Raw genomic sequence first — 15,772 nt, forward strand, 5'->3', positions numbered from 1 at the left:
TCCACCAGCTTCGGCGACAATATGCACATGGAGCAGTCGTTGGTGGGAAAGGTTTTGTCCAGCGCGGGCATTACCCCGCCTATGGCCGGGCTGCTCTCCACCAGGTGCACGTAATATCCCGATTCCGCCAGGTCAAGCGATGCTTGTATACCTGCTATACCGGCTCCCACCACCAGTACGCTTCCTACTTTCTTTGCACTCATATTTTCATCACAACCGTTCCTCCTAATATCAACATGTCAAAGACGACATAACCCTAATAAAAAACGACAGCTTGTACAATAAAATTCACTCACCAGTCAACTAACAACTCCTAAGGCAAGGGTTTTAAGATACATTCCATAAAATTTCGATAATAACCTAAAACCACCCCCAAGATTTAAAAAATTTCGAATTATCAAATCGTTTGCGCTTAATCTTCTCGGTGCTGTCTTTAGTAACAACCCTGCCTCGGGTATACAGTATATTATATTATTAGATAAATATACCATTAACCCCACTGGATTTTGTAGTAAACCAGCGGGGTTAAATTTAAATTCCATGCATTTCTTCTATATAAATACGGCTGGTATAAGTATCTATATTACCGATTCAAAGTCAATTACAAGAATTTTGGTTCCATTCTAGTATAATATTTACTGAAATGACTGTCAATTTCTTTTGATAACCCAATCCCCTCACGCCCAGGTTGTTACAAAAATAACAATTTTATCGGTTATCAAAGAACCACCGTGTCAATATATTTAATACGTTACAAAGGATAAAATACCTGCCGATATTTTAAATTTTTTTAATTTTGGCGAACTTTTGTAAAATCATTGGCGAAAAATGTTACTTTAAGTTATAGAATACATCCTTTCCCCGGTAACCAGCCAGCGCACCCAGTTCTTCTTCAATACGCAGAAGCTGGTTGTACTTAGCTACCCTGTCGGTACGGGAGGGAGCCCCGGTTTTAATTTGTCCGGCATTAACAGCCACCGCTAAATCGGCAATGGTGGTATCATCCGTTTCACCGGAACGATGGGAAATCACCGCGGTGTAGCCGGCCCGCTTGGCCATTTCTATGGTGTCCAGGGTTTCGGTAAGGGTACCAATTTGGTTTAGTTTAATCAAAACGGAATTGGCCACATTACTGTTAATGCCCTGGGACAGGCGCCCGGTGTTGGTAACAAACAGATCGTCTCCCACCAGTTGAATTCTTTTGCCCAGGGCCTGGGTTAACTTGGCCCAACCTTCCCAGTCATCTTCAGCCAACCCGTCTTCAATGGAGATAATGGGGTAACGATCCACCAATTTGGTGTAAAACTCTATCATTTCATCACAGTTGTAGGTTACTCCCTCACCGGTTAACACGTATTTACCCTCTTTAAATATTTCGCTGGCAGCCACATCCAGTCCCAGGAAAATATCCTCACCGGGCTTATAACCGGCCTTTTCAATGGCTTCAATAATAACAGCCAGCGCTTCTTCATTGCTCTTTAAGTTTGGTGCAAAACCGCCTTCGTCTCCAACGGCGGTATTCAGCCCTTTGGATTTAAGCACCGCTTTTAAATTATGGAACACTTCAGCGCCCATGCGCAGCCCCTGAGAAAAGCTGTCAGCACCCACCGGCAGTATCATAAACTCCTGAATATCCACGTTGTTATCGGCATGGGCCCCACCGTTTAAAATATTCATCATCGGCACCGGCAGTTCTTTGGCATTTACCCCGCCGATATATTGATACAGCGGTAAACCAAAGAAGCTGGCCGCTGCCTTGGCGGCCGCCAGGGAAACACCCAGTACGGCATTGGCGCCCAATTTGCCCTTGTTGGCCGTGCCGTCCATTTCAATCATCAGCCGGTCAATACCGATTTGATCGCTGGCATCCATCCCCACCAGTTCCGGGGCTAAAACCTCATTTACATTTTTAACTGCTTTTAATACCCCTTTACCCAGGTAGCGTTCTTTATCACCGTCCCGCAGTTCAACCGCTTCATAGGCTCCGGTGGAAGCGCCGGAGGGAACTGCCGCCCTGCCCATGGCACCGCTTTCCAGCCAAACCTCTACTTCCAATGTGGGGTTACCCCGGGAGTCTAAAATTTCCCGGGCTGAAATTTCAACAATACTTGTGGACATATGAACTATTCCTCCCTACCATGAAAAAGTTATATCTTCCGATGATGCCGTTTAACCATCTATTTAATTTATTTGCTAATTATCAGCGATTGTCCGGTCATTTCCGGCGGTTTGGGTAAACCCAGGATATCCAGCATGGTGGGGGCAATATCCCTTAAGCTCCCGCTTCTCAATGCAGCCCCTTTGTATTTATCACCCACCAGGATAAAAGGAACCGGCGAATTGGTATGGGCGGTATGAGCACCCCCATGTTCATCCAGCATTTTTTCCGCATTGCCGTGGTCAGCGGTTACTAAAAGGGTCCCTTCTTTTTCCAATACGGCAGCGGCAATTTTACCCAGGCACCGGTCAACCGTTTCCACCGCCAGTTTTGCCGCTTCCATATTGCCTGTGTGCCCCACCATATCGGGGTTGGCAAAGTTGGTAATAATCACGTCATGTGTTCCCCCGTTGAGATACTCTATAAAGGCGGCAGTAATTTCCTCTGCGGACATTTCGGGCTTTAAATCATAGGTTGCCACCTTAGGTGAAGGAATAAGTTTTCTTTCCTCTCCCGGGTACGGGGTTTCAACTCCGCCATTGAAAAAGAAGGTAACATGGGCATATTTTTCCGTTTCCGCCAACCGCAATTGTTTCAACCCCTGCTTGCTGAGCCATTGACCAAGGGTATTGGTATGTTTGGCAGGGGGAAAGGCCACCGGTGCGGCAATGGTCTTATCATATTGAGTCATGCACACAAAATAGACATCCGGCCTGCCGCCTTCCCGGTGGAAGCCGTGGAACTCTTCATCCACAAAGGCCCTGGTAATCTGTCTGGCCCGGTCGGGGCGGAAATTGGCAAAAATAACGGCATCTTTATTTTTAACCCTGGCCAGGGGGCGGTTATCACTATCCATAATTACCGTGGGCTTGATAAATTCATCGGTTTCACCCCGCTGATAGCCCTGATTCACCGCATCTGCAGCGGAACGGGCCGGCAGCCCCTGCCCGTCAACCAGCGCCCGGTAGGCCTGTTCGGTTCTCTCCCAACGGCGGTCTCTGTCCATGGCATAGTAGCGGCCGGTGACAGTGGCCACCGCCCCCACACCCAGCGCTGTCATTTTAGCCTGCAGTTGATTAATATAGGTTTCGGCACTGGATGGCGGAACATCCCGCCCGTCTAAAAAGGCATGAAAATATACCCTGGATAACCCCTCCCGCTTGGCCAATTCCAAAAGAGCAAAAATATGTTTTATGTGACTGTGCACCCCTCCATCGGACAGCAGTCCCATTATATGCAGCGCAGATTGTTGTTCTTTAACGTGGTGCACAGCCTTTAACAGTTCTTCATTGGCAAAAAAACTTTCATCTTCTATGGCCTTGGTAATACGGGTCAGTTCCTGGTATACCACCCGCCCGGCACCGATATTCAAATGGCCAACTTCAGAGTTACCCATTTGACCCGCCGGCAGGCCCACCTCTTCCCCCGAAGAAATCAGGGTGGTATAGGGATAACTGTTCATTAATTTTTCAAAGTTAGGGGTGTCGGCCTGGTGAATGGCGTTGCCGTTCTCATCACCAATTCCCCAGCCGTCCAGTATCACCAGTGCCAGTGGTCCCTTTGCTGTCAATTCGCTCCCCCCCGCTGTATTAGAAATGATTCCAAAAATGTTATTTGCCGAACCCGGCACCGTTTACCGGATGAAAAAGCGCTCCGGTAAAGGCTGCCGGGGTTTTCATTATCCAATGGCGTCAATAATTCCTTTAAAGTCTTCGACTTTCAAGCTGGCGCCGCCAACCAGTGCGCCGTCTATATCGGGCTGGGACAGCAGTCCCCGGGCGTTAGCCGGCTTTACACTGCCTCCGTATTGAATGCGCACCGCTTCGGCCGCTGCTGCCCCGTACTCTTCGGCAATCACTTTACGGATAAAATTGTTTACCTGCTGGGCATCCTGGTCAGATGCCGTTCTGCCGGTGCCGATGGCCCATACAGGTTCATAGGCAATTACCAAACCCGCCACCTGCTCCTGCTCCAGGCCCGCCAGGGCTCCCTTCAGCTGTCCGGCCACTGTTTGCTCGGTGACACCAGCTTCCCGCTGCTCCAGTGTTTCCCCAACACAAACAATGGGAATCAAACCGTGCTCCAAGGCGGCTTTAACTTTCTTATTTACGCCGGCATCGGTTTCGCCAAAGTACTGCCGGCGTTCCGAGTGACCCAAAATTACATACCGGCAGCCTAATTCTTTGAGCATGGGGGCTGAAATTTCCCCGGTGAAAGCACCCTGGTCTTCCCAGTGCATGTTTTGGGCGCCCAGGGCAATGCCGCTGCCCTTCAACTCCTCCGCCAGCGGCGCCAGGGCGGTAAAGGGCGGGCAGATTACCACTTCCACCGGCACGTTATTATCTATGCTTTGTTTTAATTCCCGGGCAAACTCCACTGCCTGGGCAGTGGTTTTATTCATCTTCCAGTTTCCGGCAATAATTTGCTGGCGCAAAATTAACCCCTCCAGTCTGTGAAATGTATTTACTTATCCTGCAGTGCGGTTACCCCGGGCAGCTCTTTCCCTTCCAAAAACTTCAGGGACGCGCCGCCGCCGGTGGAAATGTGGCTTATTTTATCTGCTACTTTAGTTTTATTTACCGCTGCCACCGAATCTCCCCCACCTACTATGGTAGTGGCTTTAGATTCAGCCAAGGCTTTGGCCACCGCTTCGGTACCCCGGGCAAAGGCATCGATTTCAAACACGCCCATGGGACCGTTCCAAACCACAGTGGCCGCCCGCTGTACCGCTGCTGCATATTGGGCGGCGGTTTCAGGACCGATATCCAGCGCCATCCAATCCTGGGGAATGCCCGTTACCGGCACTACCCTTTGTTCAGCATTTTCTTCAACAGCAGCGGCCACAACCACGTCGCTGGGCAGCAGCAGCTCTACTTTGCTTTCTTCAGCCCGGGCAATCAGTTCCCGGGCCAGGTTCACTTTATCCGGCTCATAGAGAGATTTACCCACCTGGCAGCCCTGGGCAGCCAAAAAGGTGTTGGCCATACCGCCGCCGATAATCAAAACATCCACCTTATCTAAAAGGTTTTCTATTACCCCAATTTTATCTGAAACTTTGGCCCCGCCAATGATGGCCACAAAGGGACGTTCCGGGTTGGATACCGCTTTACCCAGCATCTCCAACTCTCTTTCCATCAACAAACCGGCCACCCCGGGCAGAAACTTGGCCACACCGGCGGTGGATGCATGGGCCCGGTGGGCTGTGCCAAAGGCGTCGTTTACGAATATATCCGCCAGTTCAGCCAGCTGACCGGCATACTTTTCATCATTTTCAGTTTCTTCGGCATGAAAGCGCACATTTTCCAGTAACAGCACGTCTCCGCCCTTCATGCCGGAAATGATTTTTTTAGGTTCTTCACCCACCGATTGATCCGCTTTCAGTACGGTGCGCCCCAGCAGTTCCGAAAGGCGTTCAGCCACCGGAGTTAAGCGGTACTTTTCTACCACTTCCCCCTTGGGACGGCCCAAATGAGAAGCCAAGATAACCTTGGCTTCTCTGTCCATTAGATATTTAATGGTGGGCAGGGCCTTTTGTATTCTGGTATCATCGGTGATAACCCCATCTTTCAGCGGAACGTTAAAATCCACCCGCACCAGTACCCTTTTGTTTCTAACATCTATATCTTTAATTGTTTTTTTATTCATGCTTTACAGCCCCTTTTCCACCATCATCAATGCCAGATCCAGCACCCGGTTGGAGTAGCCCCACTCATTATCGTACCAGGCCAGCACCTTGACCAGATTTCCTTCCATCACCATGGTGGACAGGCCGTCAACAATGGAGGAATGGGGGTTGCCGTTGAAGTCTTTGGAAACCAGCGGCAGATCGGTAAACTGCATAATACCTTTGAGGTTTGTTTCAGCTTCATTTTTCAAGGTATCATTAACCTCTTCCACAGTAACCTCTTTAGATAATTCAACCACCAGGTCTACCACAGACACATTGGGGGTTGGTACCCGCATGGCAAAGCCGTTTAATTTACCCTGCAGTTCCGGCAGAACTAAACCCACTGCCTTTGCCGCCCCGGTGGTGGTAGGAATAATGGACATGCCGGCAGCTCTGGCCCGGCGCAGGTCTTTATGGGGCAGGTCTAAAATGCGCTGGTCGTTGGTGTAAGAGTGTACAGTGGTCATCAGACCTCTAACAATGCCAAACTTGTCGTTCAGCACTTTGGCCACCGGAGCCAGGCAGTTGGTGGTGCAGGAAGCATTGGATACCACATGGTGTTTCGCGGGATCATAAGTATGGTCGTTAACACCCATTACAAAGGTACCGTCCACTTCTTTACCCGGCGCGGAAATAATTACTTTTTTAGCTCCCGCTTGAATGTGTTTGCCGGCATCGGCACCCTTTCTAAACAAACCGGTGGATTCAACAACAATGTCTACACCCAGCTGACCCCAGGGCAGGTTGGCGGGATCTCTTTCAGCAAAAACCTTTATTTCGGTATCGTCGATGATAATGCCCTCCGCAGTGGTATCCACTTTGGCCGGCAGCTCGCCGTGTACAGAATCATATTTAAACAGGTGGGCCAGTGTCTTGGGATCGGTGAGATCGTTTACCGCCACCACTTCAATTGGTGAATCCTGTTTTAATAAACCCCTTTCGATAACAGCCCTTAATACGTTTCTACCAATCCTTCCAAACCCGTTAATAGCAATTTTAATCGCCATGTTCATCTCCTCCTCGAATTTAAAATATATTGTATTGTCAGTCCGGCGTCTTTTCCAAAGCCGCCGGCTTTTTTACTATTATTAAAATATTAAAAAGCGAAAGCAAAAGCGGACCACAGGCAGGTATTGCATCCACCAGTAGGCCCGCTCCTCCTCTCCCGGCCGGTTATCCAGTTGTTATCGGTTATAAACTATGTACTCTGCTGCAACTGTTTTCTCTGCCAAGATTGTAACATTTTTCACAATACTTTACAACACCTTTGCTGTTCCCCGGTAAATTAAACCCCGCTGACCATCAACGGTAATAACTTCTCCGTTTTTAAACAGGGTGGTGGCATCTTTCACCCCTACAACTACCGGTATGTTAAATTCCAGCGCCATAATGGCCCCGTGAGAAGTTAACCCTCCCTCTTCGGTAACTATGGCCGCCGCGTTTTTTAAATGGGGAACAAATTCCGCATCGGTGCTGACGGTAATCAGCACATCTCCCGGCTCCAGCGCTGCTGCCTCTTGGGCACCGGTGCACACTTTGGCTTTCCCCACCACCGATTTGGAAATAATCCCGGTGCCCCGGGCCGCGGGAGTGCCCACGGTATGAATTTTCATCAGGTTGGTGGTCCCCTGAACTCCCACCGGCACCCCGGCAGTAACCACCACCAGGTCTCCGCCTTTAATCACACCTGCACTTACCGCTGCATCCACCGCCGCCGAAATCATTTGGTCGGTATCCATCAACTTTTCTACCAGCAGGGGAACCACCCCCCATACCAGGGCCAAACGCCTGCGCACCCGCCGGTGGGGAGTAGCTGCCACCACCGGGACCTCCGGGCGGTACCTGGAAATCATTTTAGCCGTGTAACCGCTGGTGGTGGCGGTAACTATGGCCGAAGCATTTACCTTACCGGCCACACTGCACACCGCCTGGCCGATGGCATCGGTAACACTGCACCGGTCGCCGCATGCGTCTAAACCACCGGTCCGGGATTTTTCCGCATACCGGGCAATACGCGCCATTGTTTTTACCGCTTCCACCGGATATTTACCATTGGCGGTTTCTCCGGAAAGCATAATGGCATCGGTGCCGTCAAAGATGGCATTGGCCACATCAGAGGCCTCCGCCCTGGTGGGACGGGGGTTGTTAATCATTGAGTCCAGCATTTGGGTAGCGGTAATAACCGGCTTACCCACCTGGTTGCACCGGGCAATGATTTGTTTTTGTATAATGGGCACCCGTTCGGTGGGAATTTCCACACCCAAATCACCCCGGGCCACCATAATGCCGTCGGCCACCTGTATGATTTCCTCTATATTATCAATACTTTCCTGGGTCTCTATCTTGGCTATGATATCAATATCGGCGTTTTCTGCTTCCAAGATCTCTCTAATGGCCAGCACATCCGCTGCCTTGCGCACAAAGGAGGCGGCAATGAAATCCACCCCTTGGCTGATGCCGAATTTAATATCCGCAATATCTTTATCCGTTACCGCCGGCAGGTTAACTTTAACGCCGGGCAGGTTTACTCCCTTGCGGTTAGACACTCTGCCCCCGTTCTTCACCCGGCAGACAACCCGGGGCCATTGTACCGCTTCAACCTGCAGTTCTATCAAACCGTCATCCACCAGAATGGGATCTCCGGGCACCACATCCTGGGGCAAATCTTTATAAGTCACCGTTACCTGATTCTGATCTCCGAGAATTTCTTCGGTGGTTAAAATAAACTGCTGACCTGTTTCCAGCATCACCGGCGGGTTGGCAAAATCACCCAGGCGGATTTCCGGACCTTTGGTGTCCAGCAGGATGGCCACATTTTTATTTAGTTCCTCCGCCACCTGCCGGATATTTTTAATTCTCTCCCCGTGTTCTGCATGAGAACCGTGGGAAAAGTTTAACCGGGCCACGCTCATCCCAGCCTCAATCATTTCCTTAATGGTTTCCGGCCTTTCACTGGCGGGCCCAATGGTACAGACTATTTTGGTACTGAGCATACAGATGCCTCCTAAATTATTTTATATCACTGCCCAGGCCGTAAGCCTCTGCCAACACTTGAATGGGATGATACACCTCTGCTCCGGTGCCATGGTGAATTTGCAGCTGGCACATGCCGCACTCGGTGATTACCCGGTTCAATCCCTTCTTCTTCACCGCTTGAAATAACTGCCGGCCTATTTCCTGGCTGATGGCATATTTTTCCTTTTTAAAACCGTAGCTGCCGGAAAGCCCACAGCAGCCGGCATCAAGATCGTTAACTTCAACACCGGGAACTAAGTCCAGTATTCCCTTGGATGGCACACCGCACCCCACAGCTTTCAAGTGACAGGGTTGATGATAACCCACCGTCAGGGATAAATGCTTAAAATCGGTTTTCAGCTCACCATTTTCAGCCAAAACTTGCAAATACTCAAACACATCAATCACCTGCTCAGCCAACCGGTGGGCTTTTTCCATATCGAAAAGTTCACCGTATTCCCGCCGCAGGGCAAGATTACAGCTGGGGCAGGAGGTTACAATTTGATAGCCGGCATCAATATATTTTTCCAGCTTTCGCATGTTATTGCGGGCATTATTTTTAGCGTCTGCCAGCAGCCCGTTGGCAATCAACGGCACCCCGCAGCAGTTAAACTCCTCCACCAGCACCTCAACACCGTTATGGGCCATCACCTTCACCAGCGCCAGGCCCACCTCCGGTGTATTGTAGGTTACGTAGCAGCCGGGAAAATACACCACTTTCTTGGCACTGACCGGGGGTTTATTTTCCCTATACAGCTCGTAAAAAGTTTTGCTGGCATACTGGGGCAGCGTCATATCAGCGCTGATGTTGAAAATCCTCTCCGCCAGTTCCCTGAAGAGTTTAACTTTACCGCCCCAATTTACCAATCCCGGCATTAACCGGGCAAAATCACCCATCAATTCCACATTGGCCAGCAGCCTATCCCGCAGGGGAGCACCGTTTTTAGCCACATACTCCCCCTTGGCCCTGCAGTTCATGGTGGAAATGCTTACCCCGGAGGGACAGGCCACCTCACAGTTTTTACAGTTAGAACAGTATTCGATAGAGGGGTGCACCGCCAGCGGTTCTTCCAACCTAAAGCGCTCCAAATCCGGGCCGTTTTGCTTGGGACCGGCAAATTTATCTGTAACCTTGGCCACCGGACAGTGGGTTACACAAATGGAGCATTTTATGCAATTGTCTAAAGCAAGTTCGTTGGTTTTATTCACCGTGCACCACCTCCACCAGCTTACCGGCTTTATATCCCGTGGCCAACGCCACCCCGTTGCCGCACTTTTCTATAGGGTAGTTACAGCCGGCCAGGTTAGCCCCGGTAACCATCAAGTTCTTCACCAGTACCTGCCCGCTTTCATCCACCGGCTGCAGGTGATCATTTACCGCTATACCGAATTTATTAAAGGGCTGACCTTTCAGATCTAAAAACTCCTGCACCGACCATTCCTCCGCACCTATCTGCACCGGCAGGTTAAAAATGGATTCCTTTATCCCTTCAATATCGGCTTCCAGACCGCCGCCCAAAAAGGAACCGGTGGCCAGCACAAAAACACGGGCCGATATGGTCATAGTTCCGCTTAAACACCGGACAGTTACTTTAACACAGCGGTTACCTTCCAAATGGGCAGTTGTTACAGTGGAACCGATTATCACTTCCACGCCTCTGGTTTTCAAATGGTGCAGCAGTGTCTTCTGCAGCCTGTCTCCGGGAAGAGCCGGGGGTATATTGCTTACCTCATAAACCGGGCAGCCCAACTCATCAGCCAACCGCCCGGCCATGCCGGCACCCCCGCTGCTTCCCAGCACCGGCGGGAATAAAACAACAGCCCCCGGTGAAAGCAGCGGCTTCACCTGCTGGACGATTTTATCTATTATTTCCCCACGCTCCAAACGATGGGCAAGGGCAGCCGGTTTTAGCTCCTCAGAACCCACCTCAACCAAAACGGGTTCCAATTTACAACTTGGCTTTAGTTCTGCATTGCGCTGCAAGTTGGCCACCAGCACATCCGGGTAAAAATCCTTTAACCCCTTAAAGCCCACCACCAGGATTTTATCCGCTTCCTCCAGTGATTTTACAGCCATGCTGGCCGGTACTAAATAGGTAGGACGCATAGTACCCAGGGCAGTGGGTAAAAGCCAGTTACCGCCCTCATTTTCAAGATAGGGAGAACCATTTTCGGCGCAAATTTTCCGGAAGAAATCAAGGCTTTCTTCTAACACATCCCGCACCCGGGCATATGGATGGTGGGGATTAACCTGTATCAGTTTGTCAATTTCCTGCAGGGGACGGGAACATACTTGATCCGGCTGATCTATGTCATATCCCCACAAGTCAATGCAGCCGGATGAAAGCCCCAGCGCTCCCATGCCTTTGGCCACCAGTAATACCTTTTTCCCCTGCTCCACCGCTTTAGCTGCCGCCATTAATCCGGAAAGGCCGGCACCAATCACTAATACATCTGCTTTTTTGTTCATCATTTCATTCTCTCCATTCCAAATAAAGAACAGTAGATGCCTAACGCCAATTGAGCTTCACGCAGCTGCTGCCCCCACAACACCGGTCTAATTCCCTTCCAGCGCTTTTGTAAAAAAACGCTCAAATACTCCCGGTGGCTGCGGGCAAATTTTTCATACTTGTTTAATGCACCCAGAGTTCGATAACCGCAGAAGGTTCCCTGGCAGGTACCCATACCCATTCTGGTTTTACGGCGAATATCTCCCAGGGTATGACAATCTTCATCCCGGGCCACAAAATCTATTTCCGCCCTGCTTACCATTTCACACTCACAGAATACTTGCCTTTTCTCAGCATTTTGTTCGGCCTCTTCTATCACCCGGGCAAAGTCATCACCCAGTCTTTCCGCTGCCTTTTTAGCCCCCGGGATACCAAATACCTTTTTACCCCGTTTCAGCAGTTCCTCCGGCACCGGGTCAGTTAACGGTTCCTGGGCGGTGCGGCAGGGAGCATCAACTGCCAGTTTTTCAGCCACCAAATCCGCCGTTCTTTCTGCCATCAAGCGGAAGGTAGTGAATTTCCCTCCTACAATGCTGACAAAACCGTTCAATCCATCCATCTGCTGGTGATCAAGTAAAGCAAACCCCCTGCTCACCGATCTGCCGGTGGCAGAACTGCCGGGTTGGTACAGCGGGCGCACCCCAGCAAAGGCTCTAACCAATCTAAAGTTTTCTATTTCCGGCACCATTTCTTTGCCTATTTTAAGAAGATCAAGCACTTCCTGCCGTTCCGGTTTATTCGCATCAGCGCTGTCAACAGTTTGAGATGTGGTTCCCAGTATGGTAATGGTCCCGTGGGGTACAAAAATATCTCCATCACCCGGCGGGCGCAGGCGGTTTACAATTTTGTTCATCATCCGGTGATTAAAGGCCAACAAAGTACCCTTATCCTTAATTACATTAACTTCTAAACCCACCATGGCCGCTACCTCACCGGCCCAGGCCCCGGCAGCATTAACAACCATCTCACATTCAATGGTTTTCTTTTCCCCGGTAAGTTTATTTAACAGCTCCACCCCGGTGACTGATCCATTTTCCTGGTGAATTTTTGTTACCTTGGAATAAGTGATAACTTTTGCCCCGTGCTTCCGGGCTGAATTAACATTTCCCCACAGTATCCGGAAACCATCCACCGCACAGTCAGGAACTTTAAACGCCCTGGTGATGTTAGAACTTAATGCCGGGTTTGATTTAAGTACTTCTTGTACATCTGTTTCCTCGGCGTTAATGCCAGCTTCGGCACAGGCACTAACCCATTTTTCAGTGTATTCCGGGTCATCTCCCTGCATTTCCACAAACAAGCCGCCAATGGGCTCTATACAGCTGGGAGCTATGCGGCACAGTATTAAGTTTTCCTCAATACATTCCCGGGCTGCTTCTTTATCTTTAACAGCATAACGACCCCCGCTGTGCAGCAGCCCGTGGAAACGGGAGCTGGTACCGTGGGCCAAGTCCCCCTGCTCCACCAATACCGCAGATATACCTCTTAACGCCAGGTCACGGAGGATACCTGTACCAGTGGCCCCGCCACCAATTATCACCACTTGTGCTTTATCTGTCATAACCTTAACCTCCGTCTGCAACTTCTTGAAAATAATGCTCGGTGCTAAGTCACCGTTCTTAATCTTTAATGCTGCATGGAATGTCAGAAATTATTAAAAAGTGTTATTAAACAAAGAAGCCAGACAATAACGAGAACATCGTTCCCGGTACTGTATGGCTTCTCCCATTCTCTCAAGCCAGTATCAAATTATTCTTCAACGGCCCAGTCCATAGAACGCTTAACCGCACGCTTCCAGCCGGTATATAACTTATCTCTCCGCTCTTCTTCCATTTGGCTTTCAAAGCGGCGATCCAGCTGCCAAGCCTCTGCCAGCTCGTCCTTGCTGTTCCAGAATCCCACCGCCAGTCCTGCCAGGTAAGCGGCACCCAGCGCCGTTGTTTCAATTACTTTCGGCCTTTCCACAGGCACGCCCAGAATATCAGCCTGGAACTGCATTAACAAATTGTTGGCCACCGCGCCGCCGTCTACTTTGAGCGCTTTTAGTTCAATGCCGGAATCCGCTTCCATGGCACCCAGCACGTCCTTGGTTTGGTAGCACAGTGAATCCAAAGTTGCTCTAATAATATGTTCTTTAGTGGTACCCCTGGTCAGCCCTACAATGGCGCCCCTGGCGCGCATATCCCAGTAGGGAGCACCCAAACCGGCAAAGGCAGGCACCACGTATACCCCACCGGTATCATCAACTTTGCTGGCAAAATACTCGGAATCCGGGGCTTCTTCAATGATTTTCAAGCCGTCCCTCAGCCACTGAATGGCTGCTCCGGCAATAAAGATGCTGCCCTCTAAGGCATATTCAACTTTGCCGTCTATACCCCAGGCAATGGTAGTCAGCAGACCGTTTTGAGAGTCATACACCTTGTCTCCGGTATTCATCAGCATGAAGCAGCCGGTACCGTAAGTGTTCTTTGCCATTCCGGGTTGGTAGCAGGCCTGCCCGAATAAAGCCGCCTGCTGGTCACCGGCCACCCCGGCAATGGGTACCGAGTACCCTAAGAAGTTTTCGGGGGCGGTTGAACCATATACTTCACTGGATGGTTTTACTTCCGGCAGCATGCTGGCCGGCACGCCCAGTATGTCCAGCAGTTCTTTGTCCCAACACAGTTCCCGGATATTGTACATTAGAGTACGGGAAGCGTTGGAATAATCCGTAACGTGCACTTTGCCGCCGGTCAATTTCCAAATCAGCCATGTGTCCATGGTACCAAATAAAAGCTGTCCCTTTTCCGCCTTTTCCCGGGCCCCTTCTACATTATCGAGAATCCACTTCACCTTTGTACCGGAGAAGTAGGCATCCACCACCAGGCCGGTCTTAGTTCTGAAGGTTTGTTCGTACCCCTTTTCCTTTAACTCATCACAAATATCAGCTGTCCGGCGGCACTGCCACACTATGGCATTATACACCGGTTTGCCCGTTTCTTTGTCCCATACCACCGTGGTTTCCCGCTGGTTGGTTATACCAACAGCAGCAATTTCTTCGGGGTTGATACCGGTTTTAGCCACCAGCTCGGCAATAACACCGTATTGGGTACTCCAGATTTCTTCGGCATCGTGTTCCACCCAGCCGGGTTTTGGGTATATTTGTGTAAACTCTTTTTGAGCCACCGCCACTATGCTGCTGTTTTTATCAAAAAGAATGGCCCTGCAGCTGGTTGTACCTTGGTCCAACGCCATAACATATTTTTTTTCCATGCAGCATCCTCCTTACAAACTTTTTAACCGGTTTGTATTAGTTTCTAGGCACCAAAAAAGGAAACATAGAATAAGGCACCCAATACACCGCCAATAATCGGCCCAACCACCGGAATCCAAGCATATCCCCAATCGGAGCTGCCTTTGCCAGCTACGGGAAGTACAGCATGGGCAATACGGGGACCCAGGTCACGGGCAGGGTTAATGGCGTATCCGGTGGGTCCACCCAGGGATACACCAATGGCAACAATCAGCAGGCCCACCAACAGGGGATTTAACCCGTCAGCCAGTTGGTTGGCTCCAATGGCCAAAATACCTAATACCAGTACAAACGTACCAATTATTTCACTGAGCAGGTTGCCAATTGTATTGCGAATGGCAGGACCGGTGCTGAAAACCGCCAGTTTGGCTCCCTGGTCTTCGGTAGCTTCCCAGTGGGGCAGATAAGCAAGCCACACCACTGCGGCCCCGATAAAGGCCCCGATAAACTGTCCCAGAATGTATACCGGAACATCTGACCAAGGGAACATGCCCACAGTAGCCAAGGCTATGGTAACAGCCGGGTTAATATGGGCACCGCTGAAATTACCCACTGCGTATACAGCTATCGCTACCCCCAGGCCCCAGCCTACGGTAATAACAATCCAGTCGCTGTTTTCCGCCTTGGATTTTTTCAATACCACACCTGCTACTACACCGCCACCAAAGATAATCAACAGCATGGTTCCGATCACTTCAGCTAAAAAAGGCGACATGGTACCCCCTCCATTTCTTAATTTTTTTCTTCCGACAAGCAGCCGCAGCTAAACTCCACCCAACAACCGCCGCAAAAAATACTTGTTAATCCCCCCCTTTACAGATAAGTTAACGGCCAATATGCACACCCATTTTCGGATGTACAAACAGGCCGTCTCCATTTCTCCCAGCCAGGCAGAGAAAATAAAAACCCCTAATAAAGCAGCAGCCTGCTGCTTACCAGGGGATTATCTCCAGCACTCCTTACCCAATATCAAGTTGCTATATAGGCGTTACATTTTTACTGGTTATAATTCTACACTCTTTTTTCAAGCCCGTCAAGATCGAGTAGGGTAACGCCGCAGTAATTTGCTACGGCGTTATCCCTCTCACAGAACCGTACGTACGGGCCTCGTATACGGCTCCTGATAAACC

General features: G+C 50.1%; 12 protein-coding genes. All 12 read right to left on the reverse strand.

Annotated elements, in window-relative coordinates:
* A partial coding sequence (locus tag JOC37_RS12445; protein ID WP_204619409.1) for an FAD-dependent oxidoreductase occupies window positions 1–203 on the reverse strand: 203 nt, incomplete at its 3' end.
* A 628-nt stretch (window positions 204–831) separates the two neighbouring features.
* The gene (gene eno, locus JOC37_RS12450; RefSeq protein ID WP_204619410.1) at window positions 832–2,118 is read right to left on the reverse strand and encodes a phosphopyruvate hydratase; all 1,287 of its coding nucleotides are present in this window, start codon (window positions 2,116–2,118) and stop codon (window positions 832–834) included.
* A 68-nt stretch (window positions 2,119–2,186) separates the two neighbouring features.
* Window positions 2,187–3,728, reverse strand: a complete 1,542-nt coding sequence (gene gpmI, locus JOC37_RS12455; RefSeq protein ID WP_204619411.1) for a 2,3-bisphosphoglycerate-independent phosphoglycerate mutase — start codon at window positions 3,726–3,728, stop codon at window positions 2,187–2,189.
* 108 nt (window positions 3,729–3,836) lie between these two features.
* Window positions 3,837–4,592 carry a triose-phosphate isomerase gene (gene tpiA / locus JOC37_RS12460; protein ID WP_204619413.1) on the reverse strand — a complete coding sequence of 252 codons (756 nt, stop codon included), beginning with the start codon at window positions 4,590–4,592 and terminating at the stop codon, window positions 3,837–3,839.
* A 29-nt stretch (window positions 4,593–4,621) separates the two neighbouring features.
* A complete protein-coding gene (locus JOC37_RS12465) occupies window positions 4,622–5,803 on the reverse strand; it encodes a phosphoglycerate kinase (RefSeq protein ID WP_204619415.1) in 1,182 nt (393 codons plus the stop codon).
* Between the two features lie 3 nt (window positions 5,804–5,806).
* A complete protein-coding gene (gene gap / locus JOC37_RS12470; protein WP_204619417.1) occupies window positions 5,807–6,832 on the reverse strand; it encodes a type I glyceraldehyde-3-phosphate dehydrogenase in 1,026 nt (341 codons plus the stop codon).
* A 249-nt stretch (window positions 6,833–7,081) separates the two neighbouring features.
* The gene (gene pyk, locus JOC37_RS12475) at window positions 7,082–8,818 is read right to left on the reverse strand and encodes a pyruvate kinase (RefSeq protein WP_204619419.1); all 1,737 of its coding nucleotides are present in this window, start codon (window positions 8,816–8,818) and stop codon (window positions 7,082–7,084) included.
* Between the two features lie 16 nt (window positions 8,819–8,834).
* Window positions 8,835–10,049, reverse strand: coding sequence for an anaerobic glycerol-3-phosphate dehydrogenase subunit C (locus JOC37_RS12480; protein ID WP_204619421.1), 1,215 nt, complete (start codon window positions 10,047–10,049; stop codon window positions 8,835–8,837).
* Window positions 10,042–11,313: an anaerobic glycerol-3-phosphate dehydrogenase subunit GlpB gene (glpB, locus tag JOC37_RS12485; protein WP_338017393.1), complete on the reverse strand. Its 1,272-nt coding sequence runs from the start codon at window positions 11,311–11,313 to the stop codon at window positions 10,042–10,044. Before glpB ends, JOC37_RS12480 begins: the two co-directional genes overlap by 8 nt.
* Complete coding sequence (glpA, locus tag JOC37_RS12490) at window positions 11,310–12,911, reverse strand: anaerobic glycerol-3-phosphate dehydrogenase subunit GlpA (RefSeq protein WP_204619423.1); 1,602 nt, start codon at window positions 12,909–12,911, stop codon at window positions 11,310–11,312. The genes glpB and glpA overlap by 4 nt, the downstream gene beginning before the upstream one ends.
* Window positions 12,912–13,099: 188 nt before the next feature.
* Entirely contained in the window at window positions 13,100–14,602 is a 1,503-nt protein-coding gene (gene glpK, locus JOC37_RS12495; RefSeq protein ID WP_204619425.1) for a glycerol kinase GlpK, read from the reverse strand.
* A 44-nt stretch (window positions 14,603–14,646) separates the two neighbouring features.
* On the reverse strand, window positions 14,647–15,357 hold the full coding sequence (locus JOC37_RS12500) for an MIP/aquaporin family protein (protein WP_204619427.1): 711 nt from the start codon (window positions 15,355–15,357) through the stop codon (window positions 14,647–14,649).
* Between the last annotated feature and the right edge of the window lie 415 nt (window positions 15,358–15,772).

Origin of the sequence: Desulforadius tongensis, assembly GCF_016907915.1 — a bacterium.
In the GTDB taxonomy this organism is placed as follows: domain Bacteria; phylum Bacillota; class Desulfotomaculia; order Desulfotomaculales; family Desulfohalotomaculaceae; genus Desulforadius; species Desulforadius tongensis.

Coding starts and splice junctions, on each gene's coding strand:
- eno (WP_204619410.1), bottom strand. CDS start 2,118: ATGTCCACAAGTATTGTTGAAATTTCAGCCCGGGAAATTTTAGACTCC.
- JOC37_RS12465 (WP_204619415.1), bottom strand. CDS start 5,803: ATGAATAAAAAAACAATTAAAGATATAGATGTTAGAAACAAAAGGGTA.
- gap (WP_204619417.1), bottom strand. CDS start 6,832: ATGGCGATTAAAATTGCTATTAACGGGTTTGGAAGGATTGGTAGAAAC.
- pyk (WP_204619419.1), bottom strand. CDS start 8,818: ATGCTCAGTACCAAAATAGTCTGTACCATTGGGCCCGCCAGTGAAAGG.
- glpB (WP_338017393.1), bottom strand. CDS start 11,313: ATGATGAACAAAAAAGCAGATGTATTAGTGATTGGTGCCGGCCTTTCC.
- glpA (WP_204619423.1), bottom strand. CDS start 12,911: ATGACAGATAAAGCACAAGTGGTGATAATTGGTGGCGGGGCCACTGGT.
- glpK (WP_204619425.1), bottom strand. CDS start 14,602: ATGGAAAAAAAATATGTTATGGCGTTGGACCAAGGTACAACCAGCTGC.
- JOC37_RS12500 (WP_204619427.1), bottom strand. CDS start 15,357: ATGTCGCCTTTTTTAGCTGAAGTGATCGGAACCATGCTGTTGATTATC.